At 74.5% G+C, this 25,669-nt stretch carries 22 protein-coding genes; 12 read left to right on the forward strand and 10 right to left on the reverse strand.

Features of this window, described 5'->3' with window-relative positions; genetic code table 11:
* The first annotated feature begins 65 nt into the window (after window positions 1–65).
* The 3 genes from AB0G13_RS13170 (at window position 66) to AB0G13_RS13180 (ending at window position 3,634) form a co-directional block, all read left to right on the forward strand.
* Window positions 66–1,154 carry a Rieske 2Fe-2S domain-containing protein gene (locus tag AB0G13_RS13170; protein ID WP_357873116.1) on the forward strand — a complete coding sequence of 363 codons (1,089 nt, stop codon included), beginning with the start codon at window positions 66–68 and terminating at the stop codon, window positions 1,152–1,154.
* On the forward strand, window positions 1,151–2,782 hold the full coding sequence (locus AB0G13_RS13175) for a cytochrome bc complex cytochrome b subunit (RefSeq protein WP_357873119.1): 1,632 nt from the start codon (window positions 1,151–1,153) through the stop codon (window positions 2,780–2,782). The genes AB0G13_RS13170 and AB0G13_RS13175 overlap by 4 nt, the downstream gene beginning before the upstream one ends.
* Window positions 2,783–2,959: 177 nt before the next feature.
* Window positions 2,960–3,634: a DUF4142 domain-containing protein gene (locus tag AB0G13_RS13180; RefSeq protein ID WP_357873122.1), complete on the forward strand. Its 675-nt coding sequence runs from the start codon at window positions 2,960–2,962 to the stop codon at window positions 3,632–3,634.
* A 91-nt stretch (window positions 3,635–3,725) separates the two neighbouring features.
* Here AB0G13_RS13180 and AB0G13_RS13185 read toward each other — a convergent pair whose 3' ends face one another.
* The 5 genes from AB0G13_RS13185 to AB0G13_RS13205 form a co-directional block, all read right to left on the reverse strand.
* Window positions 3,726–4,013, reverse strand: a complete 288-nt coding sequence (locus AB0G13_RS13185; protein WP_088999172.1) for an Lrp/AsnC ligand binding domain-containing protein — start codon at window positions 4,011–4,013, stop codon at window positions 3,726–3,728.
* Window positions 4,014–4,049: 36 nt separating this feature from the next.
* Window positions 4,050–4,928: a sugar phosphate nucleotidyltransferase gene (locus AB0G13_RS13190; RefSeq protein ID WP_357873180.1), complete on the reverse strand. Its 879-nt coding sequence runs from the start codon at window positions 4,926–4,928 to the stop codon at window positions 4,050–4,052.
* A 59-nt stretch (window positions 4,929–4,987) separates the two neighbouring features.
* Window positions 4,988–5,530: an NUDIX domain-containing protein gene (locus AB0G13_RS13195; RefSeq protein ID WP_357873125.1), complete on the reverse strand. Its 543-nt coding sequence runs from the start codon at window positions 5,528–5,530 to the stop codon at window positions 4,988–4,990.
* 52 nt (window positions 5,531–5,582) lie between these two features.
* Window positions 5,583–7,376, reverse strand: coding sequence for a RelA/SpoT family protein (locus AB0G13_RS13200; RefSeq protein WP_357873128.1), 1,794 nt, complete (start codon window positions 7,374–7,376; stop codon window positions 5,583–5,585).
* Between the two features lie 129 nt (window positions 7,377–7,505).
* On the reverse strand, window positions 7,506–9,260 hold the full coding sequence (locus AB0G13_RS13205; protein WP_357873131.1) for a DEDD exonuclease domain-containing protein: 1,755 nt from the start codon (window positions 9,258–9,260) through the stop codon (window positions 7,506–7,508).
* A 127-nt stretch (window positions 9,261–9,387) separates the two neighbouring features.
* On the opposite strand from AB0G13_RS13205, the gene AB0G13_RS13210 reads away from it, so the two are divergent.
* The 4 genes from AB0G13_RS13210 (at window position 9,388) to AB0G13_RS13225 (ending at window position 14,005) form a co-directional block, all read left to right on the forward strand.
* Window positions 9,388–10,839, forward strand: coding sequence for an NYN domain-containing protein (locus AB0G13_RS13210; RefSeq protein WP_357873133.1), 1,452 nt, complete (start codon window positions 9,388–9,390; stop codon window positions 10,837–10,839).
* Between the two features lie 144 nt (window positions 10,840–10,983).
* Window positions 10,984–11,196 (forward strand): hypothetical protein, encoded by a 213-nt coding sequence (locus AB0G13_RS13215; protein ID WP_357873135.1) that lies wholly within the window; start codon window positions 10,984–10,986, stop codon window positions 11,194–11,196.
* A gap of 428 nt (window positions 11,197–11,624) precedes the next feature.
* Window positions 11,625–12,884: a M48 family metallopeptidase gene (locus tag AB0G13_RS13220; protein ID WP_357873138.1), complete on the forward strand. Its 1,260-nt coding sequence runs from the start codon at window positions 11,625–11,627 to the stop codon at window positions 12,882–12,884.
* A complete protein-coding gene (locus AB0G13_RS13225; protein ID WP_357873141.1) occupies window positions 12,881–14,005 on the forward strand; it encodes a glycosyltransferase family 4 protein in 1,125 nt (374 codons plus the stop codon). The genes AB0G13_RS13220 and AB0G13_RS13225 overlap by 4 nt, the downstream gene beginning before the upstream one ends.
* A gap of 52 nt (window positions 14,006–14,057) precedes the next feature.
* Here the strand turns inward: AB0G13_RS13225 and AB0G13_RS13230 are convergent, their stop codons facing one another.
* The 5 genes from AB0G13_RS13230 to AB0G13_RS13250 form a co-directional block, all read right to left on the reverse strand.
* Window positions 14,058–15,713, reverse strand: coding sequence for a bifunctional diguanylate cyclase/phosphodiesterase (locus AB0G13_RS13230; protein ID WP_357873183.1), 1,656 nt, complete (start codon window positions 15,711–15,713; stop codon window positions 14,058–14,060).
* Between the two features lie 115 nt (window positions 15,714–15,828).
* On the reverse strand, window positions 15,829–16,638 hold the full coding sequence (locus AB0G13_RS13235; protein WP_357873143.1) for an SAM-dependent methyltransferase: 810 nt from the start codon (window positions 16,636–16,638) through the stop codon (window positions 15,829–15,831).
* Window positions 16,639–16,831: 193 nt separating this feature from the next.
* Window positions 16,832–17,500 (reverse strand): response regulator transcription factor, encoded by a 669-nt coding sequence (locus AB0G13_RS13240; RefSeq protein ID WP_007072219.1) that lies wholly within the window; start codon window positions 17,498–17,500, stop codon window positions 16,832–16,834.
* Between the two features lie 7 nt (window positions 17,501–17,507).
* Entirely contained in the window at window positions 17,508–19,202 is a 1,695-nt protein-coding gene (locus AB0G13_RS13245; RefSeq protein ID WP_357873145.1) for a GAF domain-containing sensor histidine kinase, read from the reverse strand.
* A 14-nt stretch (window positions 19,203–19,216) separates the two neighbouring features.
* On the reverse strand, window positions 19,217–21,013 hold the full coding sequence (locus AB0G13_RS13250; RefSeq protein ID WP_357873147.1) for a long-chain fatty acid--CoA ligase: 1,797 nt from the start codon (window positions 21,011–21,013) through the stop codon (window positions 19,217–19,219).
* Window positions 21,014–21,203: 190 nt separating this feature from the next.
* Here AB0G13_RS13250 and AB0G13_RS13255 point away from each other — a divergent pair, with 190 nt between their 5' ends.
* The 5 genes from AB0G13_RS13255 (at window position 21,204) to AB0G13_RS13275 (ending at window position 25,578) form a co-directional block, all read left to right on the forward strand.
* Window positions 21,204–21,659, forward strand: coding sequence for an SRPBCC family protein (locus AB0G13_RS13255; RefSeq protein ID WP_357873150.1), 456 nt, complete (start codon window positions 21,204–21,206; stop codon window positions 21,657–21,659).
* A gap of 31 nt (window positions 21,660–21,690) precedes the next feature.
* Window positions 21,691–22,335, forward strand: a complete 645-nt coding sequence (locus AB0G13_RS13260) for a hypothetical protein (RefSeq protein ID WP_357873152.1) — start codon at window positions 21,691–21,693, stop codon at window positions 22,333–22,335.
* Window positions 22,336–22,411: 76 nt separating this feature from the next.
* Complete coding sequence (locus tag AB0G13_RS13265; protein ID WP_357873154.1) at window positions 22,412–23,359, forward strand: ROK family glucokinase; 948 nt, start codon at window positions 22,412–22,414, stop codon at window positions 23,357–23,359.
* A 10-nt stretch (window positions 23,360–23,369) separates the two neighbouring features.
* Window positions 23,370–24,077: an endonuclease/exonuclease/phosphatase family protein gene (locus AB0G13_RS13270; protein ID WP_357873156.1), complete on the forward strand. Its 708-nt coding sequence runs from the start codon at window positions 23,370–23,372 to the stop codon at window positions 24,075–24,077.
* A 91-nt stretch (window positions 24,078–24,168) separates the two neighbouring features.
* Window positions 24,169–25,578, forward strand: coding sequence for an NAD(P)-binding domain-containing protein (locus tag AB0G13_RS13275; protein ID WP_357873158.1), 1,410 nt, complete (start codon window positions 24,169–24,171; stop codon window positions 25,576–25,578).
* Window positions 25,579–25,669: the final 91 nt, after the last annotated feature.

Here is a 25,669-nt window from a genome sequence, read left to right on the forward strand (position 1 = left end):
GGGCGGCTCATCCGATTCAGTGCCGTGGTGCCGCAGCGCGGCACCGCCCGTAGCGAGGTGACGGCATGACCACGCACACCGAGCACCAGGTCCAGCAGGGCCGGGAGCCGCTCGACGTGAACACCCCCGGGCTCAGCCAGTTCGACATCGTCCGCGAGGGCGCGCGCCGGGACGACATCGAGATCGTCCACTACGAGCCGCAGGTGGCGCCGGGCAGCAAGGCCGAGCGCCGGCTGACCCGTACCGTCGCGTCGTTCTTCCTGCTGACCGGCCTGGCGGCGACCGCCTTCCTGGTCGTCTACATCTGGTGGCCGTGGAAGTACGCCCCCGGCAGCGGCGGCGACAAGTGGTACACCCCGCTGCTCGGCGTCACCCTCGGCGTGGCCCTGCTCGGCATCGGCTTCGGCATCCTGACCTGGGGCAAGAAGCTGCTGCCGAAGGAGGTCTCGATCCAGGACCGGCACGAGGGTGCCGTCGCCTCCGACGACCGGATCATCACCGGCCAGACGATGCTCTACATGGCCGACGAGCTGGGCGTGAAGCGCCGGCCGCTGCTCGGCATTTCGCTGCTGGCCGGTCTCGCGCCGGTCGGCGCGGTCGCCGCGGCACCCCTGGTCGGCGGCCTGATCTCCCAGCCGCACAAGAACAACCAGATGTTCACGACCGGGTTCGCCCCGGCCGAGGGCGGCGAGAAGGTCCGGCTGGTCCGCGAGGACGGCCGGCCGGTGCGCCCGGCGGACGTCAGCGCGGGCGGCCAGATCACCGTCTTCCCCGGCATCGACCACGGCGTGAGCAACCTGCACGCGGACTCGCCGACCCTGCTGATCCACCTGCGGGACTCCGACGCGCAGGAGTCGCGCCGGGCCAACGAGCGGGTCGGGCACGGCGACTACATGTGGGGCAACTACGCCGCCTACTCGAAGATCTGCACGCACGCCGGCTGCCCGGCGAGCCTTTACGAGCAGCAGACCAACCGCCTGCTCTGCCCGTGCCACCAGTCGCAGTTCCTGATCACCGACAACGCCCGGCCCATCTTCGGCCCGGCCAGCCGACGGCTGCCGCAGCTGCCGATCGAGGTGGACTCCGAGGGCTACTTCGTGGCCAAGTCCGACTACACCGAGACCGTCGGGCCCGACTTCTGGGAGCGGCCGTGAAGCGGCGCAAGTTTGACAAGGCAGCAGTCCCGGGGAACGTCGCCCGGGGAGTGGACGACCGCTTCCAGGTCGCCACCCCGCTGCGCCGGCTGCTGAACAAGGTCTTCCCGGACCACTGGTCCTTCCTGCTCGGCGAGATCGCGCTCTTCTCGTTCGTCGTCCTGCTGCTGACCGGCGTCTTCCTGACGTTCTTCTACGAGCCGGCGATGACCGAGGTGGTCTACAACGGCAGCTACGCCCCGCTGCGGGGCACGCCGATGTCGGCCGCGTACGCCTCCAGCCTGGACATCTCGTTCGACGTCCGCGGTGGCCTGATCATGCGGCAGATGCACCACTGGTCGGCGCTGCTGTTCATGGCGGCCATCGTGGTGCACATGCTCCGGGTCTTCTTCACCGGCGCGTTCCGCAAGCCGCGTGAGACCAACTGGATCATCGGTTCGCTGCTGTTCTGGGTCGGCTTCCTCGCCGGCTTCACCGGCTACTCGCTGCCGGACGACGGCCTCTCCGGCACCGGCCTGCGGATCGCCTCGGCGATCATGCTCTCCATCCCGGTGATCGGCTCCTGGGTGACCTCGTCGATCTTCGGCGGAGAGTTCCCGGGCACGATCATCATCAGCCGGTTCTACATCGCCCACGTGCTGCTCGTCCCGGGCCTGCTGCTCGCGCTGATCGGCGCCCACCTGGGCCTGGTCTTCAAGCAGAAGCACACCCAGTGGCCCGGCCCCGGCCGGACCAACGGCAACGTGGTCGGCGAGCGGATGTTCCCCCGCTACGCCATCAAGCAGGGCGGCTTCTTCATGGTCGTCTTCGGCGTGATCGCGCTGATGGGCGGCCTGTTCCAGATCAACCCGATCTGGCTGTTCGGCCCGTACGAGGCGTGGGTGGTCTCGGCCGCCAGCCAGCCCGACTGGTACGTCATGTTCCTCGACGGCTCGACCCGCCTGATGCCCGCCTGGGAGATCAACATCCCGATCGGCGACGGGTACGTGATCCCGCCGCTGTTCTGGCCGACGGTCGTGCTGCCGGGCATCCTGGTCGGCCTGTCGACGCTCTACCCGTTCCTGGAGGCCCGGCGTCTCAAGGACACCAGGAGCCACAACCTGCTCCAGCGGCCCCGGGACGTGCCGGCCCGGACCGCCCTGGGCGCCATGGCGGTCGCGTTCTTCATCGTGCTGACCCTCTCCGGCGCCAACGACGTCATCGCCGACAAGTTCCAGATCAGCCTGAACGCGATGACCTGGGCCGGCCGGATCGGTCTGCTCGTCGTGCCGCCGTTGGCGTACTACGTCACCTACCGGATCTGCCTGGGTCTCCAGCAGCACGACCGGGAGGTGCTCGCGCACGGCGTCGAGACCGGCATCATCCGACGCCTGCCGGACGGCCGGTTCGAAGAGGTGCACCAGCCGCTCGCGGCGGCGGACGGGCACGGCGACGGCCACGGCGCGTTGCCGTACGCCGGCTGGGTCGTGCCGAAGAAGATGAACCGGCTCGGCGCCCTCGGCCCGGCCATCCGGGGCTTCTTCTACCCGATCGAGAAGCCGGCCGAGGCGCCGGTCTCGCCGGGGCACCCGCCGGTCGAGGCCCGACCGGAGCGGGAGGAGATCGCCAGCGGCGAGAGCCGCCGCTGACCCCGCGACACCTCGACGTGGCGCCCGCCGGAGTCCTCCGGCGGGCGCCACGTCCGTTTCCGCCCTCCGACGGGTCGACACGGGCGTGTCGGTCGGTCGCCTCCCCGACGGGGGATCGCAGGAATAACCCCGGTCAGCCGGGTATCCGTGCGATCCAACGTCTCAAGGGGGGGAAGCATGTTGGGTATCAAACGCCTCGGCCTGCTGGCCGCGCTGGTGCTGGTGGGGGTCGCGCCGGCCGCGGCGGCACAGGCCGCGGTGCAGCCGTCGGCGCAGGACACGCAGTACCTGCAGGCCGTGCACCAGGTCAACCTGTTCGAGATCACCGCGGGTGACCTGGCCCAGCAGAAGGGCCAGAACCAGGGGGTCAAGGACCTGGGTGCCCGGTTCAAGACGGACCACACCCAGCTCGACCAGACGGTGCAGCAGACCGCGTCGCAGCTCGGTGTGGAGCTGCCGAGTGAGCCCACCGCGGATCAGCAGTCCGTCATCGACCAGCTCAACAACGCCAGCGGCGAGGAGTTCGACCGGCTCTGGGTGACCAGCGAGCTGGCCGGCCACGTCCAGGCCATCCAGGCCACCCAGACGGAGATCTCGCAGGGCTCCGAACAGTCGGTGGTCCAGCTGGCCCAGACCGCCCTGCCGACCCTGCAGGCGCACTACGACGCGCTGGTGCAGCTGGCGGAGCAGCTGGGCATCCCGGTGCCGCAGACCAGCGCCAGCGGCACCCCGAGCCCGGGCGGCACGACGCCGGCTCCGGGTGGCACCACCGGGACCCCGGCTCCGGGCGGCACGACCGAGTCGCCGGCTCCGGGCGGCACCTTCGAGACGCCGGCTCCCACGCAGAGCTGACGTCCGCGCACCACGACGGCCGGTCCATCCCCAGGGGTGGGCCGGCCGCTCGCGTGCGTGCCGGGCCGCGACCCGCGGCCCGGCGTCCGCGTCAGTCGGCGTTGGCGAGGCCGATCGCGAACGCCTCCTCCAGATCGTGCTGGGAGTACGCCCGGAAGGCGATGTGCGACTCGGTGTTGAGCACCCCGGGCACCTTCGAGATGCTGCCGGCGATCACCTGGGCGATCTGCTCGAACTCCCGGACCCGGACCATCGCGATCAGGTCGACGTGGCCGGCCACCGAGTAGACCTCGCTGACGCCGGGCAGGTTGGCCAGGTTCTCGGCCACCTCGGGGATCGAGTCGGTGGCACAGTCGATCAGCACGATCGCGGTGATCACGGGACATTTCTCCGTTCGTCGGCGTCGTCGCCCATGCTAGAGGTTTCCCCGGCCCGGGGCCGGTGGTGTGCCGGGGACGGTGAGGGCGGTGCCGGCGCGCACCGCGTCGCGCAGGCGCTCGCCGGGGACGACGGTGGCGCCGGGCCAGACGACCGCCCGCTCCACGTCGCCGTGGACGACCGCGCCCGCGCCGATCACCGCCGCCCGGCAGCGGCCGGTCACCGTGGCCGTCGGGTCCACCAGGTTGCCGCCGCCGGCGGCGTGCAGGTTGGCCGCCAGGTAGTCGGCCGGGGTGCCGGTGTCGAAGAACGTGCCGGCGTACGGCACGACGGTCAGCGCGCCGGCCGCCTCCGCCGGGCGCCAGAGCGCCCGGACGAGGTCGCCGAACCCGACCGGCAGCTCCCGCACCAGCCGCCACGGCAGCAGCGAGAAGCCGGTGAAGACGTGGCCGTCGAAGGTGCCCGGTGCCGCCGGGTCGGCGGCGGGCTGGCCGAGCAGGCGTACGGAGTCGCCGTCCCAGTCGCGCAGCAGCGCGGCGATGTCGGGGCCCGGGGGCCGCGCCGGGTCGGCGAGGTAGGCGTCGGCGTTGCCGACCAGGACCCCGCGCCCGGCGATCCACTCCCGCAGGTTCGCCACCCCGCCGGCGGTGCCGAGCGGGTCGCCCGGCTCCACCGAGAGGTGGGCGCGGTCCCCGACGTGCGCGACGACCTGGTCGCCGAGGTAGCAGGCGTTGACGGCGACCCGGCCGGGCCCGACCAGGCCGAGTCCGGCCAGCCGGTGCAGCGCCCGGTCGAGCAGCGGCACGTTGCCCACCGGGCAGAGCGCCTTGGGCAGCCGCTCGGTCAGCGGCCGCAGCCGGGTGCCCTCCCCGGCGGCGAGCACCACCGCGCAGACCCCGGCCCGGGCGGCGTCCACGGTCGCGCCGCGGCCGGTACGGGCGGCGTCGGTCCCGCCGTCGGCGGCGCGACCGGCGCTCACGGCGTCGTGTCGGGCACCGGTGGCGGGAACTGCCCGGCCAGCGGCCCGATGTCGTAGTACGCGAGCAGCCGGGCCGTCGGCCAGGTCAGCTTGGGCAGGTCGTCCAGCGGGTGCCAGGCGGCCTCGAAGACCTCGGCCCCGTCGACCTTCAGCTCGGTGGTCGACGCCGGCACCTCGGCGGTGAACACGACGTCCACCCAGCCCTTGGCGTGCACCACCGCGTTCGGGACCGCGGGGCTCAGCTGCCGGGGCGAGAGCCGGATGCCGGACTCCTCGTGCAGCTCCCGGGCGGCGCCCACCACCGGTGCCTCGCCCTTCTGCAACAGGCCGGCGGGCAGTCCCCAGCCCTTGCCGGGCGGCTGGCGCAGCAGCAGCAGCCGGCCCGCCCCCTCGGCCTCGCTGTCCCGGACCAGGGTGACCGCGCCGACGATGTACTTCGGCACGGCCAGCCGGACCAGGCGGCGGCGTACCGGCAACGGCAGCCGATAGAAGACCTGGTAGGCGATGGCCCGGCCGGTGGCGCGGGAGCGGGGGATCATGCGTCCAGGCTAGTGGCCGCGAGGAAGGCTCGGACCACCCGGGCCGGAGCGGTCACTGCCGATGGTCCACCAGGTCGATGAGCTGGCGTACGACCGTGTCGGGTTGGATCACCCGGTCGAAGACCGCGACCAGCAGGGTCTCCAGGTCGGGGTAGCCGAGTTCCTCCGACAGCCGCAGCAGCGGCAGGTCGCTGGCGAGGCCCCGGTCGTGCTTGCGCAGGGCCAGCCCGATGGTGGCCCGGCCGAGGCGGACCTTGTCGGTGATGGAGATGCCGGGCTCGGTGTGCTCGGCGAACCACCGGCTGATCTGCATCTGCGCCTGCGGGGACTTGACGAAGCCGAGCCACTCCCGGCGGGGACCGCGCGGGGCGACGTCGGCGTCGAAGCCGTTCGCCGCGTCGGTCTCGGTGAAGATCTCCACCACGTCGCCCTCGTCCAGCTCGGAGGAGAGCGGGGCCAGCCGGCCGTTGATCCGCGCCGCGAGACAGTGGTCGCCCCGCTCGGTGCCCAGCTCGTACGCGAGGTCGACCGGGGTCGCCCCGGCGGGCAGCACGATCTGTCGCCCGTCGGCGAAGACCTGGATCTGCGCCTCGGCGAGGTCGCAGCGCAGCGATTCGAGGAACTGGGCCGGATCGGCCGTGTCCTGCTCCCAGTCGAGCACCCGGCGCAGCCAGTCGAGCTGCTCCGCGCGGGCCGCGGCCGTGCCGGCGCCGGAGCGCGGGAAGCGGAAGTCGGCGGCGACCCCGTACTCCGCCGAGCGGTGCATCTCCTCGGTGCGGATCAGCACCTCGACGGTGCGGTCCTTCGGCCCGCAGACGCTGGTGTGCAGGGAGCGGTAGAGGTTGTTCTTGGGCGAGGCGATGAAGTCCTTGAACCGGCCGGGGATCGGCCGCCACAGGCCGTGGATCGCGCCGAGGGCCGCGTAACAGTCCGTTGCCGGGCCGTCCACCACGATCGCGATGCGGGGCAGGTCGAAGGGGGCGCTGTGGCCACCGGCCACGGTGTCCTTCCAGATCGAGTAGAGGTGCCGGGGGCGGGGGGTCACCGCCGCGTCCACCCGGCTGCGGCGCAGGGCCGACTTCGCCCGGGTGACCACCTCGTCGAGGTACGCGTCCCAGCCCGGCCGGTCGTGCACGTGCCGGGCGATCCGGGCGTGCTCCTCCGGCTCCAGGTGCAGCAGCACCACGTCGTCGAGCTCGCGCTTGAGCGTCTGGATGCCCAGCCGGTCGCAGAGCGGGACCAGGACCTCCTGCGTCTTGCGGGCGATCCGCTCGCGCGACGCGGCGGACCGGACGCCCAGGGTGCGCATGTTGTGCAGCCGGTCGGCCAGCTTGATGATCAGGACCCGGACGTCCTTGCCGGCCGCGATGATCATCTTGCGGATCGTCTCGGCCTCGGCGGCCTTGCCGTAGAACGCCTTGTCGAACTTGGTCACCCCGTCGACCAGGTGCGCCACCTCCGGCCCGAAGTCCTCCGCGAGGGCCTGGAGGGTGTAGCGGGTGTCCTCCACGGTGTCGTGCAGCAGCGCGGCGACCAGGGTGATGGCGTCCATGCCGATCTCGGCGCAGATCTGCGCCACCGCCAGCGGGTGGGTGATGTAGGGCTCGCCGCTCTTGCGGAACTGCCCGCGGTGCATGTTCTCCGCGATGGTGTAGGCCCGGCGCAGCACGGAGGGCTCGGTGCCGGGGTGGATCGTCCGGTGGGTGCGGACGAGCTGGCTGACCGGGTCGGTGTCGGCGGTGGGCCAGCTCAGCAGCGAGCGCAGCCGGCGGGCCAGCGGTAGCTCGCCCGGTTGGGTCGGCAGGGCGCCCCCCAGGGCGGCGCCGCGTCCGGCGTCGACGTCCACGTGGGACACCTCCTCACCCCGGCTCCACGGCCGCCGACACCCGGCAACCGGGAGCAGGCCCACGAAACGGGCAGGACTGCACTTCTCTAACAGCCTAAGGGAGTCGAGGTAGTCCGATCGGTCACTTGGTCATGGGCGTTCGGTCGAGCTTTGGTGGGACGCGGCGTTCTCGGCCTTGCCCAGCAGGTCGCGGAAGCGGGCCGCGCCGGCCACCGGGGACGCCCAACCGGACGTCATCTCCACCAGCCGGGTCTCCGGTCGTTCCAACCAGGACAGGATGCGTTCGGTCTCCTCGGCCGAGGCGCGCGGGACCGGGCCGTGGCCGGGCAGGACGGTCTCGGCGGTCGCCCGGATCGCGGCGATCGTCGGTCGGGGGTGGACACCGGGGGGTGAGACGCCCGCCCCGGCCAGCCGGCCGTGGCGCACCAGCGCCAGCTCCCAGCCGCCGCGGGCCGCCGGGCGGGCGGCGGCCAGCTCGGCGATCCCGGTCAGCGCCGTCAGCCGCTGCATCCGCACGGTCGCCCGCAGCACCGCCGCGAGCCGGGACCGGGCCACCGCCGCCTCCTCGTAGCGTTGGGCGCCCGAGAGCGCGTCGATCCGGGCGAGCAGGGCGTCGACCACCGGTTGGGGATCGTTGGCGGTGGCGGTGCGGAACGGCGCGACCGCGCGGGCGTCGTACTCCTCGGGGGAGATCCGGTGCTCGCAGGGCGCCGGGCAGCGACCCAGCTCGGCCAGCGCGCAGGCCGGCGTGACCGTGCGCAGCGAGAGCCGGTGGGTGCACTGGCGCAGCGGCACGGCGTCGTGGAAGCCGGCGGCGGCCAGCTCCGCCGCCCGACGCGAGCTGAACGGCCCGAGGTAGGCGGCGTCGCCGGGGGAGATGGCCCGGACCACCGACAGCCGGGGGTACGGTCCGTCGGTCAGCTTCAGCCAGAGCACCCGCTCCGGGAACTTCGACCGCCGGTTGTACGGCGGGGCGTGCGCCCCGATCAGCCGCAGCTCGCGGACCTCCGCCTCCAGCGAGTGGGCGCACTCCAGCGCCTCCACCCGCTCCGCCGCGGCGAGCATCTCGGAGATCCGGGCCCGCTTCTCCGCCGCTGTGAAGTAGCTGCGCACCCGGGTGGCGATGTCGCCGGAGGTGCCGACGTAGAGCGGCCGGTCGTCGGCGGCCCGGAAGATGTAGACCCCCGGCGCCTTCGGCAGCCCCTCGGCCAGGTGCCGCTTGCGCCGCTGGGTGGGGGTGACCGCCCGGGCGAACTCGATGGCGTCGCCGACGGTGTCGACCCGGTGCCCGGCCAGGCGGGCGATCAGCCCGTGCAGCACGTCGACGGTGGCCTTGGCGTCGTCGAGCGCCCGGTGGGTCGGCTGGGTGGCGGTGCGGAAGTAGGCCGCGAGGGTGCCGAGCTTGCGGTTGGGCACCTCGTCGCGGGTCAGCACCCGGCGGGCCAGCGCGGCGGTGTCGAGCACCCGCGGGTTGGGCCAGCGGTAGCCGTGCTTCGCGCACGCGGCCTTGAGGAAGCCCACGTCGTAGGGGGCGTTGTGGGCGACCAGCACGGCGTCGGTGATGAACTCCAGGAAGCTCGGCAGCACCTGCTCGATCGGCGGGGCCGGCACCAGCATGGCCTGGGTGATGCCGGTGAGCACGGTGATGAACGGCGGGATGGGCACGCCGGGGTTGACCAGGGTGGCCAGCACGCCCAGCTCCTCGCCGCCGCGCACCTTCACCGCGCCGATCTCGGTGATGCCGCCGCCGTCCGGCGCGCCGCCGGTGGTCTCCAGGTCGACCACCACGAACGTCGTCGCGTACAGCGGCAGCGCCGGGTCGATCCCGCCCGCGCCCGGGTCGAAACCGGCCAGCGGCTCCTGGACGTACTCGGTCTCTGCCATCGGCGGCACGCTAGCGGTCCGGTCCGACACTCCCGTCCCATCGGCACCAGACGTCACCACCGGTCTAGGATGAGAGATCGGCTCACTCACCGGGCGGTGGGCCCGGTCGCGGTGGGAGACTTGCCACATGCCCCTCACCGAGCCGCACGACGACCGCCTCCGGCAGGAGGATCCGGTCGACGCTGCGCGCGACGCCGGTGAGGGCGCCCCCGACGAGGCCGGCCAGCCCGCGGCTGCGACGTCCGGGCCCGAGGCGGAGGCGGCGGTGTCCGAGCCGGAGCCCGTGCTGCCCGAGCCGGTCCGGCAGCGCATCGTGACGCTCACCGCGACGGTGCTGCCCGGGCTGCCCGCCGACGAGGTGCCGGTGCCGCTGCGCCGGGTCGCCAAGTTCGCCCCCAACCGCCGGGCGCGGCTCGGTGCCCCCGCGATCGCCGCCCAGCTCACGGCGGACCCGCTGTTCCGCCAGCGGATCACCGCCCGGGTCCTCGCCGACAGCGGCGACCTGGGCGCCGCGGTGCTGGAGGGCACCGCGCCGGCCGCCGCCGACCCGGTCGAGGTGGCCGCGCTGGCCTACCTGGCCCGGCCCCGGGGCTGGCGGGACCTGATCGAGGCCAGCGGCGCGGCGGTCCGCGCCGAGGCCGACAGCGCGGTGGTCGCCGAGCTGGTCCGCGAGGCCGAGCAGCGGGCCACCCGCGCCGAGCACGACCGGGCGGTGGCCCGGGTCGAGGCGGAGAAGCTCCGCGACGAGCTGGCCCGGGTCCGCGAGGAGCTCGGCCAGCTGCGCGAGGAGAGCCGGCAGCTGACCCGGTCGCTGCGCGAGACGCAGGCCCGCGAGCGCAAGGCCACGGAGCTGCTCGCGACCGAGCGGGGCCGGGCCGCCCGGGCGGCGGCGGACGCCGACGCCGAGCTGCGCCGGGTCCGGGCCCGGCTGGCCGAGGCCGAGGCGGCGGCGGGGGTCGCCCGGGCCAGCGCCAAGGAGGCCCGCTCGGTCGACGACGCCCGGCTCTGGCTGCTGCTGGAGACCATCGGGCAGGCCGCCGTCGGGCTGCGTCGCGAGCTGGCGCTCGATCCGGTCGACAAGCTGCCCGCGGACTTCGTGGCCGACGCCTTCGCCGACCAGTCCGGCACCACGGCGGCCGGCACCGCCGCCCGGGCCCGGGACACCGACGACCCGGCCCGCCTCGACCAGCTGCTCGCCCTGCCCCGGGCGCACCTCGTGGTCGACGGCTACAACGTGACCAAGCGCGGCTTCGGCGAGATGTCCCTGGAGCAGCAGCGCAAGCGGCTGATCACGGGCCTGGGCGGGATCGCCGCGCAGACCGGCGACGAGGTCACGGTGGTCTTCGACGGCGCCGAGCGGATGCACGGGCTGCCGCCCTCGCCGCGCGGCGTGCGGGTGCTCTTCTCCCGCAAGGGGGAGACCGCCGACGAGCTGATCCGGCGCCTGGTGCGCGCCGAGCCGTCGGGCCGCCCGGTGGTGGTGGTCTCCTCGGACCGCGAGGTCGCCGACGGCGTACGCCGGCACGGCGCGTACCCGCTCGGCGCCGACTCGCTGCTGCGCCGGCTCTCCCGGTCCTGATCGGGGCGCTTGATCGCTTTCGGGCCGTCCGCGACCCGGTTGTCCCTTTTCTGTCGTACCCCGAGCCTAACGTCGTGGTGACCGATGGTGGTCGGGCGGCGACGGAGGTTCCCCGCCCGCCGCCGCAGCGCATCAGGAGGCGAGATGCTCATCGACTGCGACGGGTGCGGTGCCCGGGGCGACGGCTGCGCCGACTGCCTGGTGACCGCGCTGTTCGACGACTCCTCCCCGGCCGCCGGGCTGGGTGGCCCCGAGGCCCGGGCGATCGAGGTGTTCGCCCGGGCCGGGTTCGAGGTGGAGGTGCTGCCCGCGCCCCGGCCGGCCGGGCGGCTCACCCGGCGCCGCCGCGTCGCGTGACGGGCCGTGGCCGCTGCCCCGACGGCGCCCGTTCCCCGGGCCGGTGGCTCGGGGAACGGGCGCCGGGGGACGACGGTCAGCGGGACGGGTCCCGGTTGAACAGCTTCTTCGCCCAGAGATAGCCGACCAGCGCGATGGCGGCGCACCAGGCCACCGCGAGAGCGGCGTTCGTCCCCACCGGCCCGCCGGTCAACGGGCCGCGCAGGGTCTCGATGATGGGGGTGAAGGGCTGGTCATAGTGGCGACAGGTGATGTCAGGAGGGGCGGAGCGGTCGCCGGGACGGCGGCGGCCGGCACCGCGCGGGCGGCGGCGCGGCGGGCAATAGGATGGGCGGTCACGGCGGAGGGAGCGGCGGCATGACGCGGGTACGGCGCGGTGGCGACAGCCCGGCCGCGATCGGTGGCCACGCGGCGTCAGGACGGCTGCGGTGAGCCCGCGCGGCTGGGCGCTGCTGACCCTCGCCGGGCTGACCCTCGCCCTCCTCGTCGCGGCGGCGCTGCTGATCCCGTGGCACCGGCCGCCGGCTCCCCGGGCAGACCAGCTCGCCGCGCTGGGCGACCTCCCCGCCGACCAGGTGGCCCGCAGCCGGGAGTTCCGTTCCGCGCTGCGCCCCGCCGGCTGGGCCGCGATCGCGATCGGCCTGCTGGTGGCCCTGCTGCTCGGCCTGACCCCGCTGGGCAGCCGGCTCGTCGAGCTGGCCGGCCGCCCGTTCGGGGGCCACTGGGCCGCCCAGGCCGTCCTCGGCGGGCTCGCCGTGGTGCTCGTCGCCGACCTGGTGACCCTCCCGTTCGCCGCCTGGCGGCAGGCCGTGCTCACCCGCTACGGGCTGAGCACCAACGGCTGGAGCGGCTGGGCGGCCGACCTGCTCAAGTCGTACGCGGTCAGCGCGGTGATCGGCGCGGTGGCGCTGCTCGGCTTCTACACCGTCATCCGGCTGTCGCCGCGCTGGTGGTGGGCGTTCGGCGCGGCCGGTGCGGCGACCCTGGTGGTGCTGCTCTCCTTCGTGCTGCCGGTGCTCGTGGAGCCGGTCTTCAACCGGTTCACCCCGCTGGAGCAGGGACCGCTGCGCACCCAGCTGATGCAGATGGCGGCCCGCGACGGCGTCCCGGTGCGCGACGTGCTGGTCGCCGACGCGTCGCGACGCACCCGGGCGGTCAACGCCTACGTCTCGGGGCTCGGGCCGACCCGGCGGGTGGTGGTCTACGACACGCTGCTGCGCGAGGCGACGCCGGCCGAGGTGACCGCCGTGGTGGCGCACGAGTTGGGGCACGCCAGGGACCGGGACGTCGCGGTCGGCACGCTGACCGGGGCGCTGGGCGCCGCCGCCGCGGTGGTCGCGCTCTACCTGCTCGGCTCCTCCGGCCCGCTGCTGCGGCTGGCCGGCGTCGACTCCGTCGCCCAGCCGCGCGCGTTCCCCCTGCTGGTCGCCCTGGTAACGGTGGCCGGGCTGGTCTCGGCACCGGCGCAGGCGCTGATGTCGCGGCGGGTGGAGGCGCGCGCCGACGCGCACGCGCTCGCGTTGACCGGCGACCCGGCCGCCTTCGAGGCGATGCAGCGGCGGCTCGCCGGCATCAACCTCGCCGACCCGGATCCACCACGCTGGGAGTACCTCTACTCCGCCACGCACCCGTCCACGGTCGAGCGGATGGCCGCCGCCCGCGCCCACGCCAGGGAGGCCGGCCGATGAGCCGCACGCTGCTGATCACCAACGACTTCCCGCCCCGCCCCGGCGGGATCCAGTCCTTCGTGCACAACCTCGCGGTGCGCCAGCCCGCCGGGTCCGTGGTCGTCTACGCCTCGACGTGGCGGGGCGCGGAGAAGTTCGACGCCGACCAGCCGTTCGAGGTGGTCCGGGAACGTACCCGGGTGCTGCTGCCCACCCCGCTCGTGGCCCGCCGTGCCGCCCGCCTGGCGCGCGCGTACGACTGCGACACGGTGTGGTTCGGCGCGGCGGCCCCCCTCGGCCTGCTCGCCGCGGGCCTGCGCCGCCGGACGGGCATCCGTCGGGCGGTGGCGCAGACCCACGGGCACGAGGTCGGCTGGGCCGCGCTGCCGGCCGCCCGGGCCGCGCTGCGGCGTATCGGGCGCGGCGTCGACGTGACGACCTACCTGGGCGAGTACACCCGGGTGCGGCTGGAGCGGGCGCTGCACGGGGTGACCGAGCTGCACCGGCTCGCCCCCGGGGTGGACGTGGACGCCTACCACCCGTCGGTCGACGGCGAACCGGTCCGGCTCCGGCTCGGGCTGGCCGACCGCCCGGTGGTGGTCTGCGTGTCCCGGCTGGTGCCGCGCAAGGGGCAGGACATGCTGATCCGGGCGCTGCCCGAGATCCGTCGCCGGGTCCCCGACGCCGCGCTCCTGGTGGTCGGGGGCGGGCCCTACCGGGCCACGCTGGAGAAGCTGGCCCGGCAGGCGGGCGTCGAGCGGGACGTGGTCTTCACCGGCTCGGTGCCGTCGGCCGAGCTGCCGGCCCACTACGCCGCCGGCGACGTCTACGCGATGCCCTGCCGCACCCGCAACCGGGGTCTGGACGTCGAAGGGCTCGGGATCGTCTACCTGGAGGCCTCCGCCACCGGCCTGCCGGTGGTCGCCGGCGACTCCGGCGGGGCGCCGGACGCGGTGCGCGAGGGCGAGACGGGGTTCGTGGTCCGGGGCCGGGACGTCGCCCAGCTCGCCGACCGGGTGGCCACACTGCTCGCCGACCGGGACCTGGCCCGCCAGTTCGGCGCGGCCGGTCGCGCGTGGGTGGAGCGGGAGTGGCGCTGGGAGGCGCAGGCGCAGCGGATGGCCGCCCTGCTCGCCGGCTGACATCGTCCTGCGTAGCCGGGTGGAAGTAGCTCGGGCGGCGGCGGGCGAGGGGTCAGCGCAGGCGGGCCAGGACGCGCTCGGCGGAGTCCGGGCGGCCGAAGTGCCAGCCCTGGCCGGCGTCGCAGCCGATCGCCCGCAGCCGCTCCGCCTGCCCGGCCGTTTCCACGCCCTCGGCGGTGACGGTCAGGTCCAGCGCGTGCGCCAGCGAGACGAGCGAGGCCAGGATCCGCTCGTCGGCCCGGGCCTCCGGTGCCCGCAGCCCGGCCACGAACTGCCCGGCCACCTTCAGCTCGGTCACCGGCAGGTCCCGCAGGTACGCCAGGTTGCAGTAGCCGGTGCCGAAGTCGTCGATGGCGATCCGGACGCCGAGGTCGGCGAGCACCCGCAGCGCCCGGACCGGCTCCTCGGCGGTGCTCATCATGGTGCTCTCGGTGATCTCCAGTTGGAGCCGCTCCGGCGACAGCCCGGTGTGCCGCAGCAGCGCGCGTACCTCCTGGACGAGGCCCGCGCGGCGCACCTGCCGCACGGCCAGGTTGACGCTGACGAACGGGGCCGGCCCGGCGTCGACGGACCAGCTCTCGGCCTGCCGGCACGCCTCGGCCAGCACCCACCCGCCCAGCGGGACGATCAGCCCGGTCTCCTCGGCCAGCCCGATGAAGCTGTCGGGCCGCAGGACGCCCAGCTGCGGGTGCCGCCAGCGCACCAGGGCCTCCATGCCCAGCACCCGGCCGTCGCGCAGCGACGTCAGCGGCTGGAAGTCGAGATAGAACTCGCCCCGCTCCAGCGCCGCGGGGATGGCCGCGGAGAGCGCGTACCGGGCGAGGTCCTGGCGGTCCCGGTCGGCGTCGTAGAGCGCCCAGCGGTCGCCACCGGCGGCCTTCGCCCAGTGCAGCGTGCTGTCGGCCGCCCGCATCAGGTCACCGGGGGAGGTGCCGGCCACCTCCCGCTCGACGATGCCGATGCTCGCCGAGACGCTCAGCTCGTGCCCGTCCACCAGCACCGGCTCGCGTACCGCCGCGAGTGCGGCCTCGGCCACGGCGACGGCGTCGTCGGTGCCGGTGGTGCCCTCGACCAGGACGACGAACTCGTCCCCGCCGAGCCGGGCGACCAGGTGCCCGTCGAGGGCCCGCCGGAGCCGGTCCGCCACGGCCACCAGCAGCCCGTCGCCGACCTGGTGCCCGTGCGAGTCGTTGACCACCTTGAACCGGTCGAGGTCGAGGAAGCAGACGCCGAGGCGCGCCGTGCCCCCGGTGGGCGAGTCGATGGCCGCGCGGAGGCGCTCCGTCAACAGCGTCCGGTTGGGCAGGTCGGTCAGCGGGTCGTGGGTGGCCTGGTGGCGGAAGCGCGCCTCGCTGCTGCGCAGCGCCCGCTCCGCCTCCGCCCGGGCGGTCATCGCGGCCCGGCGGATCGTCTCCTGCTCGTCCAGCGTCCGGTCCCGCAGCGCGCGGGCGTACCCGGTTGTCACGGCGGCCAGCAGCCGGGCCAGCCGGTCCTCGACCTCCTCCTCGACCAGCCCGAGGTCGCGGGTCAGCCGGAGCTGGACGACCTCGACCGTGCGGCCCAGCGCCTCGGCCGAGGCGATGTGGGCGGCCACCAGTTCGGTGCCGACCCGGTGCCCCACCCGCAGGTCGATGGGCTCGGCCAGCAGCGCCGCCGCGAGTTCCTCGGTGAGGCGTTGCAGCAGGGCCTCGAGCTGGGCATGGGTCATCGGCAGGTAACTGGTGCCGGAGACGGCCTTGGCCCACGCCCGGGCGAACGTCCCCGGGCGGGACGGGTGCCCCTCGGTGGTGCCGGTCGGGGCGACCGCGGTCGCCCCGGGTGGCTCACCCACCGAGTCGCCCGACGCCGCCGATGAAGGCCGCCCGCTCGGCGTCCTCGGCGCTGTCGGGGGACTCCGGACGCCACTGCGGCACCCAGACCACGCCGGGGTCGACCAGCTCGAAACCGTCGAAGAGGGCGGTCAGCTCGCCGCGGCTGCGGATCCACAGCGGGTTGTCGGTCCGCCGGTAGACCCGCTCGGCGTCGGCGCGCTCGTCGTCGCCACGGCCGTCGCCGCTGGCCTGCGAGAGCACCAGGTAGCTGCCCGGCGCGAGCGCCTCGCGCAGCGTCCGCAGCAGTTCGGCCGGCCGGTCGTCGTCCGGCACGAAGTGCAGCACCGCCACGATCATCACGGCGATCGGCTGGTCGAAGTCGAGCAGCCGACGGACGTCGGGGTGGGCGATGATGCGCTCGGGGTGGCGCAGGTCCTCCTGCACCACCACGGCGCGGTCGTTGCCCTCCAGGATCTCCCGGCTGTGGGCCACCGCCACCGGATCCACGTCGACGTAGACCACCCGGGCGTCGGGGGCGTCGCGCTGGGCGATCTCGTGCACGTTGCCGACCGTCGGGATGCCCGAGCCGACGTCCAGGAACTGCCGGACGCCGGCGTCGAGGAGGAACTGCACCGCGCGGCGCAGGAACGCCCGGTTCGCCTGCGCCATCAGCGGGGCCTCCGGCACCGCCGCCACCATCGCCTGGGCCGCCGCCCGGTCGACCGCGAAGTTGTGCGAGCCGCCGAGGTAGTAGTCGTACATGCGGGCCACGCTGGGGCGCTCGATGTCGATCTCGTCGGGTGCCCAGTCCGGCCGCTGCATGCGTTCACCCCTCCTGTCGGCGCGCGGGAAACCGTTGCCCGCGCCGGTATTCTGCCGGCTTGTCGCCCGGGAGACCATAGCGCGCCGCGAACCCTTCGCCGCCGCCGCTCGATGCGACGACGACGGGCCCGCGCCGCCCGTCGGCGGTCGCGGACCCGTCGGTGGTACGTCGTCGGGCTCCCGGGGGAGCCGGTCAGAACTTCGGGGCGTCGGGAGCCTCGAGCAGACCGAGCCGCAGCGCGGTCATCAGCGCCTGGGCCCGGTTGGCCGCGCCCAGCTTCTCGTAGAGCTTCGAGATGTGTGTCTTGGCGGTGGACTCGCTGACGAAGAGCTGCTTGGCGATGCCCGCCACGCTCATCCCGTCGGCGAGCAGCCGCAGCACCTGGCCCTCGCGGGGCGAGAGCTGCGGCCCGGACGGGGCCAGCCGGCGCTTCATCGCCTCGGCCAGGTCGGCGGCCGTGAAGGCGCTGGGGGAGGAGGCGGCGTGCCGGGCGGCGGCGACCACCTCGTCGGCCGGGGCGGTCTTCGGCACGAAGGCGCTGGCCCCGGCCTCCAGGGCGCCGAAGAGCTGGTCGTCGCCGGCGTACATGGTGAGCACGACGATGCCCATCGAGGCGCTCGACTTGCGCAGCGCCCGGGTGGCCTCCAGGCCGCTGCCGTCGGGCAGCCGCAGGTCCATGATCACCACGTCCGGCTGAAGCGCACCGGCCTGGCGTACGCCCTCCGCCGCCGTGGCGGCCTCCCCGACGACCTCGAACTGCCGGTCGCGCTCGAACGCGTGCCGCAGGCCCTTGCGGATCAGGTCGTGATCGTCGACAAGGAGGACCTTGGTACGGGTGGCCGGTGTCGGACTTGTGGTCATCCTCGGGTTACTCCCCTTCTGCTGCCGCTGCGCTACCGCGCACGTTATCGCGCCGGGGCGAGGAGCCGAGCACCACCGCCACGGTCGTGCCGCTCGGTTGCCGCGGCCTGATCTCCAACCGGCCTCGGATACGTTCCGCCCTCTCGGCCATGATCGCAAGACCGTAGTGCCCGTCGGAACGCTGGTCAGCGATCCCCTGACCGTCATCCGACACTTCGATCTGCGCGTACGGCGGGTCGACCTCACAGGTGACCCAGAGATTCGACGCGCCCGCGTGCTTGCGCGCGTTGGTGACCGCCTCCTGGGCGATGCGCAGCAACTCGGCCTCGGTGGCGGCGGGCAGCCGGGCGGTGGACTCGTCCAGGGACAGGTGCACCCGCAGCCCGCCGGAGGCGCCGACCGTGCGGGCGTACTCGGCGATCGCGGCGGCCAGGCCGCCGTGCCGGTCCACCTCGCTGCGCAGCTCGAAGAGGCTCAGCCGCAGCTCGGTGATCACCCGGGTCACCTCGCCGCGCAGCGTGCGCAGCGCCTCGGCGGTCTCCTGCGGGTCCTCGTCGACGTACGCCAGGGCGTTGTCGATGCCGTAGCCGACCATCACCAGCTCCTGCGCCACCCCGTCGTGGATCTCCCGGGCCAGCCGCTGGCGTTCCTCGTTGGTGGCCAGCGAGCGGACCTCGTCGAAGAGCAGCGCCGCCTCCAGGCGCAGCGCGGCCGGCCGGGTCAGCCCGGTCACCCGGGACACCACCGGCGGCGGGTACGCCTGCGCCGCGTCCGCCTCCAGCACCACCAGCCCGACGGTGCGCACCCCGGCCACCAGCGGCACGATCAGGGCGGAGACGTCACCGCCACGGTGCGACCGGGCCTGCGACCGGGCGGCGGTGTGCGGCTGCTGGCTGGCCCACGCGTCGGCGATGGCCGAGTCCGCGTCCAGCGTCGTCTCCCAGTCGACCCGTTCCACGCCCACCTGGGCGAGCACCACCAGCCGGCCGCCGCCGCTGGCCGACAGCACGGCCGCCCGGTCCGCCCGGGCCACCGTGCGCAGCTCCTCCAGCAGGTGCTCGGAGATGCCGCCCGGGTCCAGGGTGGCCCCGGGCAGCTGCCGGGCCACCGTGCGCAGCTGGGTGAGCAGCCGGGTCGCCTCGGCGTACGGCTGGGGCTTGCCCTCGTTGCGGACCTGCATGACGCGGTGCAGGGTGCTGGCGGCGGTGAGCCCGAGCCCGGCCAGGATCAGCCACTGGGCGCAGACGGCGAGGTAGCCGAGCTCGGCGATCTGCCGGTCGCCGTCGACCTCGGTGAGCGCACCGGCCACCAGCAGGGTGGCCGCGGCGACCGCGAGCAGGGCGACGCCCTCGCGGAACCGGCGGCGTAGCGCGGTGACGGTCACCGGGACCGCCAGGTAGGGCAGCACCGCCGAGGCGCCCAGCCCGCCGACGTCCCCGCCGACGGTGGACACGGCGGCGACCTGGCTCGCGGCCAGCCCCAGCACCACCACCTCGGCCACCCGGCTGAGCGGGCCGATCGGCCGGTGCTCGGGCGCCAGCAGGGCGGGCAGCCCGGCGACCGCCAGCAGCGCGATCCACCAGAGCTGGCCGGGGTCGTGCGTGGCGAACAGGGTCAGCACGGCGACGAGCGCCAGCATGACCACGCGCGCGGCGGCGGCGAGGGGATGCGGCTGGGGCCGGGGGAGCGTCGAGGCGGGCACGTGACGGATGGTAGTCAGCCTCGGTAGATGTCGGCGATCTCCGCCGCGTACGACGTGTGCACCACCTGCCGCTTGACCTTCAGCGACGGGGTCAGCTCGCCGGTCGCCTCGGTGAAGTCGTGGGGCAGGATCCGGAACACCTTGATCGCCTCGGCCTTGGAGACCGCCTGGTTGGCGGCGTCGACGGCACCCTGGATCTCGGCCCGCAACCCTTCGTGGTCGCGCAGCTTCTCGACGGGGGTGTCCGCCGGCAGGCCGGCCGACGCGAGCCAGCGCGGCAGCGCCTCCTCGTCGATGGTGACCAGCGCGGCGATGAACGGCGCCCGGTCGCCGACCACCACGCACTGGCTGACCAGCGGGTGGGCCCGGACCTGGTCCTCCAGCACGGCGGGGGCGACGTTCTTGCCGCCGGCCGTCACGATGATCTCCTTCTTCCGGCCGGTGATGCTGAGGAAGCCGTCGCCGTCGAGCTGCCCCAGGTCGCCGGTGCGGAACCAGCCGTCCGCGCTGAGCGCCTCGGCGGTCGCCGCCTCGTTGCGCCAGTAGCCCTGGAAGATCAGGTCGCCGGCGATCAGGATCTCGCCGTCGTCGTCGATCCGGATGGTGACCCCCGGCAGCGGCCGGCCGACCGAGCCGATCCGGGTGGCGTCGGGCAGGTTCGCGGCGGCGGCGGGGGAGGTCTCGGTCAGGCCGTAGCCCTCGCACACGTTGACGCCGATGCCGCGGAAGAAGTGGCCCAGCCGGGCGCCGAGCGGGGCGCCGCCGGAGATGGCGTCCCGGCACCGGCCGCCGAGCGCCGCCCGCAGCTTGCGGTAGACCAGCTTGTCGAAGAGCGCGTGCTGGGCGCGCAGCGCCAGGCCGGGACCGCCGCGGGTCTCCAGCGCCTCGCTGTACGCGATGGCGACCTGCTCCGCGCGGGCGAAGATCCTGCCCTTGCCGTCGGCCTCGGCCTTCTGCTTGGCGCCGTTGTAGACCTTCTCGAACACCCGGGGGACCGAGAGCACGAAGGTGGGGCGGAACTCCTGCAGCTCGGCGACCAGGTTCTTGGGGTCCGCGCAGTGCCGCATGGTGGCCCGCGCCTGCACCACGCCGATCTGGATGAGCCGGGCGAAGGCGTGCGCCAGCGGGAGGAAGAGCAGGGTCGAGGCGCCCCGCCCGAACAGGTTCGGCAGCACCGGCACCGCGTTGGCGATGTCGGCGTACATGTTGCGGTGGGTCAGCACGCAGCCCTTGGGGCGGCCGGTGGTGCCGCTGGTGTAGATGATGGTGGCGAGGTCGTCGGCGCGGACGGCGGCCCGCCGCCGGTCGATCTCCGCCGGGTCGACCGCCGCGCCGGAGCGGACCAGCTCGGCCACGGCGTCCAGGTCGATCTGCCAGACGTCGCGCAGGTCGGGCAGGCGGTCCCGGACACCGGCGACCAGGGTGGCGTGCGCGTTGCTCTCCACCACGCAGGCCACCGCGCCGGAGTCGGACAGGATCCAGGCGGCCTGGTCGGCGCTGGAGGTCTCGTAGATCGGCACGGTGACCGCGCCGGCCGCCCAGATCGCGTAGTCCAGCAGGGTCCACTCGTAGCGGGTGCGGCTCATCAGGCCGACCCGGTCGCCGGGCTGGACGCCGGCGGCGACCAGGCCCCTGGCCGCCGCGACGACCTCGTCGCGGAACTGCCGGCACGTGACGTCGGCCCAGGCGCCGCCGGCGGGGCGGACGAACTGGACCTCGTCCGGGGCGGCCTCGGCGTTGTCCCAGACCGGGTCGGTGAGGTTGGCCGCGTCGCCGACGGTGACGATCGGCGGGACGGAGAACTCGCGCACCTGCACTCCCTCGTGCTCACTGGCCGGGCGGGCCGCCACCACTGGTCGGCTCTGTCGAACCTACCCGCCCCGGTGCCGGGGGTGAAAAGGCAGGCCGTCCAGGCTGCCCGCGGCCCGCCGCCGGACGCCCGATCCGGCGTGCCGGGGGCGGCGCGGCGTGCGCGCCGCCGGTGCCGGGTAGCCTCCCCCCATGGCGGACACCTCCACCCAGTCGATCGTCATCGGCGCGTCACCGGAGCAGGTGGCGGCGGTCATCTGCGACTTCCCGAGCTACCCCGAGTGGACCGAGGCGGTGCGCCGGGTGGAGGTGATCGAGGAGTACGAGGACGGCTACGCCAGCCAGGTCCGGTTCACCATCGACGCCGGCGTGATGGCCGACGAGTACGTGCTGGCCTACGAGTACGCCGAGGACCTCTCCCGCATCGAGTGGCACCTGGTGGCGCCCTCGAAGATGCAGAAGTTCCAGCGCGGCTCGTACGACCTGGACGGCAACCCGGACGGCGGCACGACGGTGACCTACACCCTGGAGGTCGAGCTCTCCGTCGGGATGCTCGGCATGTTCCGCCGCAAGGCCGAAAAAATGATCATGGATACGGCGTTGAAGCAGCTCAAGCGCCGGGTAGAAGCATCCGGTGCGGCGCAGTGACGCCTCCGGCGGCAGGGTAGGGGAGCCGAACGTGGGTGCAACGGATCCGGGTTCGGCCCGGGAAGAGGCCGAACGTCTGGTCGCCACGGCGCTGGCCGCCGCCCGGCTGGCCGCGGCCGGCTCGAAGGGCGGCCAGTGGGGTCCGCTCGGTGGGATCGTGTCGAGTGTCCTCGGTCACAGCGGCAGCCCGGGCGGGTCGGCCGGGCCGACCGTGGGCGGTTTCGCCACCGGTGCGGCCGAGTGCTGCGTCTGTCCGGTCTGCCGGGGCATCGCGGCCCTGCGCGATCCGAGTCCCGAATTCGCCGAGCGCCTCGCCACCGGCGCGGGCGACCTGGCCGCCGGGGTGGCCAGCCTGCTGCGCGCCTTCGCCCCGGCCGAAGCCCCCGCCGACGCCTCCGCCGGACCGGCGACGACCCCCGGCCCGGATGGCGGGGACGACCACGTGTGGCGCGAGGCCACCCGTAGCGGGCATGATTCTCAGCCGGCACCGGAGCGGGACGTCTGGTCCGCCGCCACGCGGGCGGAGGACGAGGCCGCCCCGGCCGCCGTGCCGCCCGTCGACGTCGCCGGGCCGGCCGCTGCGGTGACCGTCCGGACGTCCACCGACGGGCCCGTGGTTCCCGCGTCCCGGGCACCCGGCGACGAGGGCGAGCAACCCCCGGGCGACGGGGCCTGACCAACGCACATCCCGACCACGCGCCGGTCGTCCGCCGGCGCCGGTGCGGGCAGCACAGCAGAGGGGAGTGGCGGCGGTGACGCTGACCATCGGAGTCGACGTCGGTGGCACGAAGGTGGCCGGTGGTGTCGTGGACGCCGCCGGCACGGTCCTCGTGCAGGCCCGACGGGACACCCCCGCCGACGACGTCGCCAAGACCCGGGACGTCATCACCGAACTGGTCCGCGACCTGGCGGCGGGGCACGCGGTCGCGGCGGTCGGCATCGGCGCGGCCGGCTGGATCGACGCCAGCCGCTCGACCGTGCTGTTCGCACCGAACCTGGCGTGGCGGGACGAGCCGCTGCGCGACTACGTGAGCGCGGCGACCGGCCTGCCGGTGATCGTGGAGAACGACGGCAACGTGGCGGCCTGGGCCGAGTTCCGCCACGGCGCGGCCCGCGACGCCGACGACTCGATGGTCATGTTCACCATCGGCACCGGCGTCGGCGGCGGCATCGTGCTCGGCGGGGAACTGCTGCGCGGCGCCAACGGCATCGCCGCCGAACTGGGCCACATGCTGACGGTGCCGGACGGCCACCAGTGCGGCTGCGGCCGGCTCGGCTGCATCGAGCAGTACGCCAGCGGCAGCGCCCTGGTGCGGTTCGCCCGCGCCGCCGCCCGGCAGGAGCCGCACCGCGCCGGCGCCCTGTTGGAACTGGCCGGCGGCGAGGCCGAGGCCGTCACCGGACCCATGGTCACCGCCGCCGCGCAGGCCGGCGACCCGGTCTCCACCGAGGCGTTCGCGCAGGTCGGGCGCTGGCTCGGCACCAGCCTGGCCGACATGGCGCAGATTCTCGACCCGCAGGTGCTCGTCGTCGGCGGCGGGGTGATCGACGCCGGGGACCTGCTGCTCGGCCCGACGCGCCGGTCGTTCGCCGACGCCCTCGCCCAGCGCAGCCGCCTCCCGGTCGCCGAGATCCGTCCGGCCGAGTTGGGCAACACCGCCGGCGTCATCGGCGCCGCCGATCTGGCCCGCCGGGTCTGAGGCGGCGACCGTGACGCAGAACCCGGGCGTGCCGCTGCGCGTCGTGTCGTACAACATCCACAGCCAGCGGGACGACACGGCCGCGCTGGCGGCGGTGGTCCGCGACGTCCGGCCGGACGTGGTGATCGTGCAGGAGGGGCCGCGCCGGTTCCGATGGCGGCAGAAGTCGGCGGCGCTGGCGGAGTCGTTCGGCCTGGTGGTGGCGGCCGGCGGGCTGCCCGCGCTGGGCAACCTGCTGCTGACCAGCCTGCGGGTGCGGGTGGTGGCCGAGAGGTGCCAGCGCTTTCCGCTCACCCCCGGCCGGCACCTGCGCGGCGCCGCGTACGCCGAGTGCGTGGTGGCCGGCGCGGCCCGGTTCACCCTGGCCGGGTCGCACCTGTCCACCGACCCGGCCGAGCGGCCCGCGCAGGCCGCGCTGTTCAAGCGCGAGCTGGACGCCGCCGGCACGCCGGTGGTCGCCGCGGCCGACCTGAACGAGGGGCCGGACGGGCCGGCGTGGGCCACCGTGGCGCGCGGCCTGACCGACGCCGCCGTGGCGATGGACCGGGCCGACCGGCTCACCTACTCCTGCGCGAACCCCCGGCGGCGGATCGACGCCCTCTTCGTCGACCCGCGGATCACGGTGGCCGACTACGACGTGGTGGACACCCCGCAGACCCGTCGCGCCAGCGACCACTTCCCGGTCCTGGTCGACCTGCTGCTGCCCGCCGCCGACTGACCGTCCGCCGCGTTCGGGGCTGGACAACCCGCTCCGTTGTGGAGAGGATGCTGCGCGACCCGGCACTCGTGCCGCACAAAAGGAGATCCCGGTGTCCACCTCCACCGACCACGGCCGGCCCGACCCGGAGGCGAGCACTCTCGCCCTGACCCGCGACGGCCGGCCGGTCTCCGACCGGGGCGACACCGTCTGCGTCGTCGGGGCCGGGGCCAGCGGTCTCACGGCCATCAAGAACCTCAGGGAGCACGGCTTCGGCGTCGACTGCTACGAGCGGGAGACCGGCGTCGGCGGCGCCTGGAACTGGCGGCACGACCGCAGCCCGGTGTACGCGAGCACGCACCTGATCTCGTCGCGGCCGTTCACCCAGTTCCCCGACTTCCCGATGCCGGACGACTGGCCGGACTACCCGCACCACAGCCAGCTGCTGTCGTACTTCGAGCGGTACGCCGACCACTTCGACCTGCGCGGGCACATCTGGTTCGGCACCGAGGTCGTCCGGGTGGAGCCCGTCGCGGGCGACCGCTGGGACGTGACCACCCGCAGCACCGGCGGCTACGGCCCGGAACGCACCTCGCGCTACGCGGCCGTGGTGGTCGCCAACGGCCACAACTGGTCGCCGAAGCTGCCCCGCTACGAAGGGCTGGAGGAGTTCCGGGGCGAGGTCATGCACGCCTCGTCCTACAAGGACCCGGCGCAGCTGCGCGGCAAGCGGGTGCTGGTGGTGGGCGCCGGCAACACCGGCTGCGACATCGCCGTCGAGGCCGCCCAGCAGGCGTCGCGCTGCTGGCACTCCACCCGCCGGGGCTACTGGTACGCCCCGAAGTACGTCCTCGGCCGCCCCGCCGACCAGGTCAACGACGCGCTGCTGGCGCTGCGCGTGCCGCTGCGGGTGCGGCAGTGGCTCTACCACTGGACGCTGCGGCTGACCGTCGGCGACCTGACCCGCTTCGGCCTGCCGAAGCCGGACCACCGGGTCTACGAGACGCACCCGATCGCCAACAGCCAGCTCGTCTACTACGTGGGCCACGGCGAGATCGCGCCGGTGCCGGACGTCGTCCGCTTCCACCCGTACGCCGTCGAGCTCTCCGACGGCCGGGAGATCGACCCGGATCTGGTCGTCTTCGCCACCGGTTACCTGCCGCGCTTCGAGTTCCTCGACCCGAAGGTGCTCGGCGACGACGCGGGGGAGGGCCGCCCGAGGCTCTGGCTGAACGCCTTCGTCCCCGACCGCCCGACGCTGGCCGTGGCCGGGCTGGTGCAGCCGGACTCGGGCATCTTCCCCCTGTCGCACTGGCAGACGGTGCTCTTCGCCCGGCTGCTGCGGCTGCGCGTGACCCGTCCCGACCGGGCGGCCGCCTTCGCCGCCCGGGTGTCGGCGAAGGCGGGGGAGCGGTACGCCGGGCCCGTCAAGGACAGCAGCCGGCACTGGTTCGAGGTGGGCCACGCCGACTACCTGCGCGCCGTGCAGCGCGCGCTGCACGACCTGGAGGGCTCCCGGTGAGCGCGAGGAGTGCAGCGCAGCGGAGCCCCGCAGTCGCGAGCGAAAGGCCGGGCCCGGTGAGCGCGAGGAGTGCAGCGCAGCGGAGCCCCGC

This window comes from Micromonospora sp. NPDC023633, assembly GCF_040640035.1.
GTDB lineage: Bacteria > Actinomycetota > Actinomycetes > Mycobacteriales > Micromonosporaceae > Micromonospora.

What these genes read in the sequence shown, in the direction of transcription:
- AB0G13_RS13170 (WP_357873116.1), top strand. Translation starts at nt 66, where the DNA reads ATGACCACGCACACCGAGCACCAGGTCCAGCAGGGCCGGGAGCCGCTC.
- AB0G13_RS13180 (WP_357873122.1), top strand. Translation starts at nt 2,960, where the DNA reads ATGTTGGGTATCAAACGCCTCGGCCTGCTGGCCGCGCTGGTGCTGGTG.
- AB0G13_RS13195 (WP_357873125.1), bottom strand. Translation starts at nt 5,530, where the DNA reads ATGATCCCCCGCTCCCGCGCCACCGGCCGGGCCATCGCCTACCAGGTC.
- AB0G13_RS13205 (WP_357873131.1), bottom strand. Translation starts at nt 9,260, where the DNA reads ATGGCAGAGACCGAGTACGTCCAGGAGCCGCTGGCCGGTTTCGACCCG.
- AB0G13_RS13210 (WP_357873133.1), top strand. Translation starts at nt 9,388, where the DNA reads ATGCCCCTCACCGAGCCGCACGACGACCGCCTCCGGCAGGAGGATCCG.
- AB0G13_RS13215 (WP_357873135.1), top strand. Translation starts at nt 10,984, where the DNA reads ATGCTCATCGACTGCGACGGGTGCGGTGCCCGGGGCGACGGCTGCGCC.
- AB0G13_RS13225 (WP_357873141.1), top strand. Translation starts at nt 12,881, where the DNA reads ATGAGCCGCACGCTGCTGATCACCAACGACTTCCCGCCCCGCCCCGGC.
- AB0G13_RS13230 (WP_357873183.1), bottom strand. Translation starts at nt 15,713, where the DNA reads ATGACCCATGCCCAGCTCGAGGCCCTGCTGCAACGCCTCACCGAGGAA.
- AB0G13_RS13235 (WP_357873143.1), bottom strand. Translation starts at nt 16,638, where the DNA reads ATGCAGCGGCCGGACTGGGCACCCGACGAGATCGACATCGAGCGCCCC.
- AB0G13_RS13240 (WP_007072219.1), bottom strand. Translation starts at nt 17,500, where the DNA reads ATGACCACAAGTCCGACACCGGCCACCCGTACCAAGGTCCTCCTTGTC.
- AB0G13_RS13255 (WP_357873150.1), top strand. Translation starts at nt 21,204, where the DNA reads ATGGCGGACACCTCCACCCAGTCGATCGTCATCGGCGCGTCACCGGAG.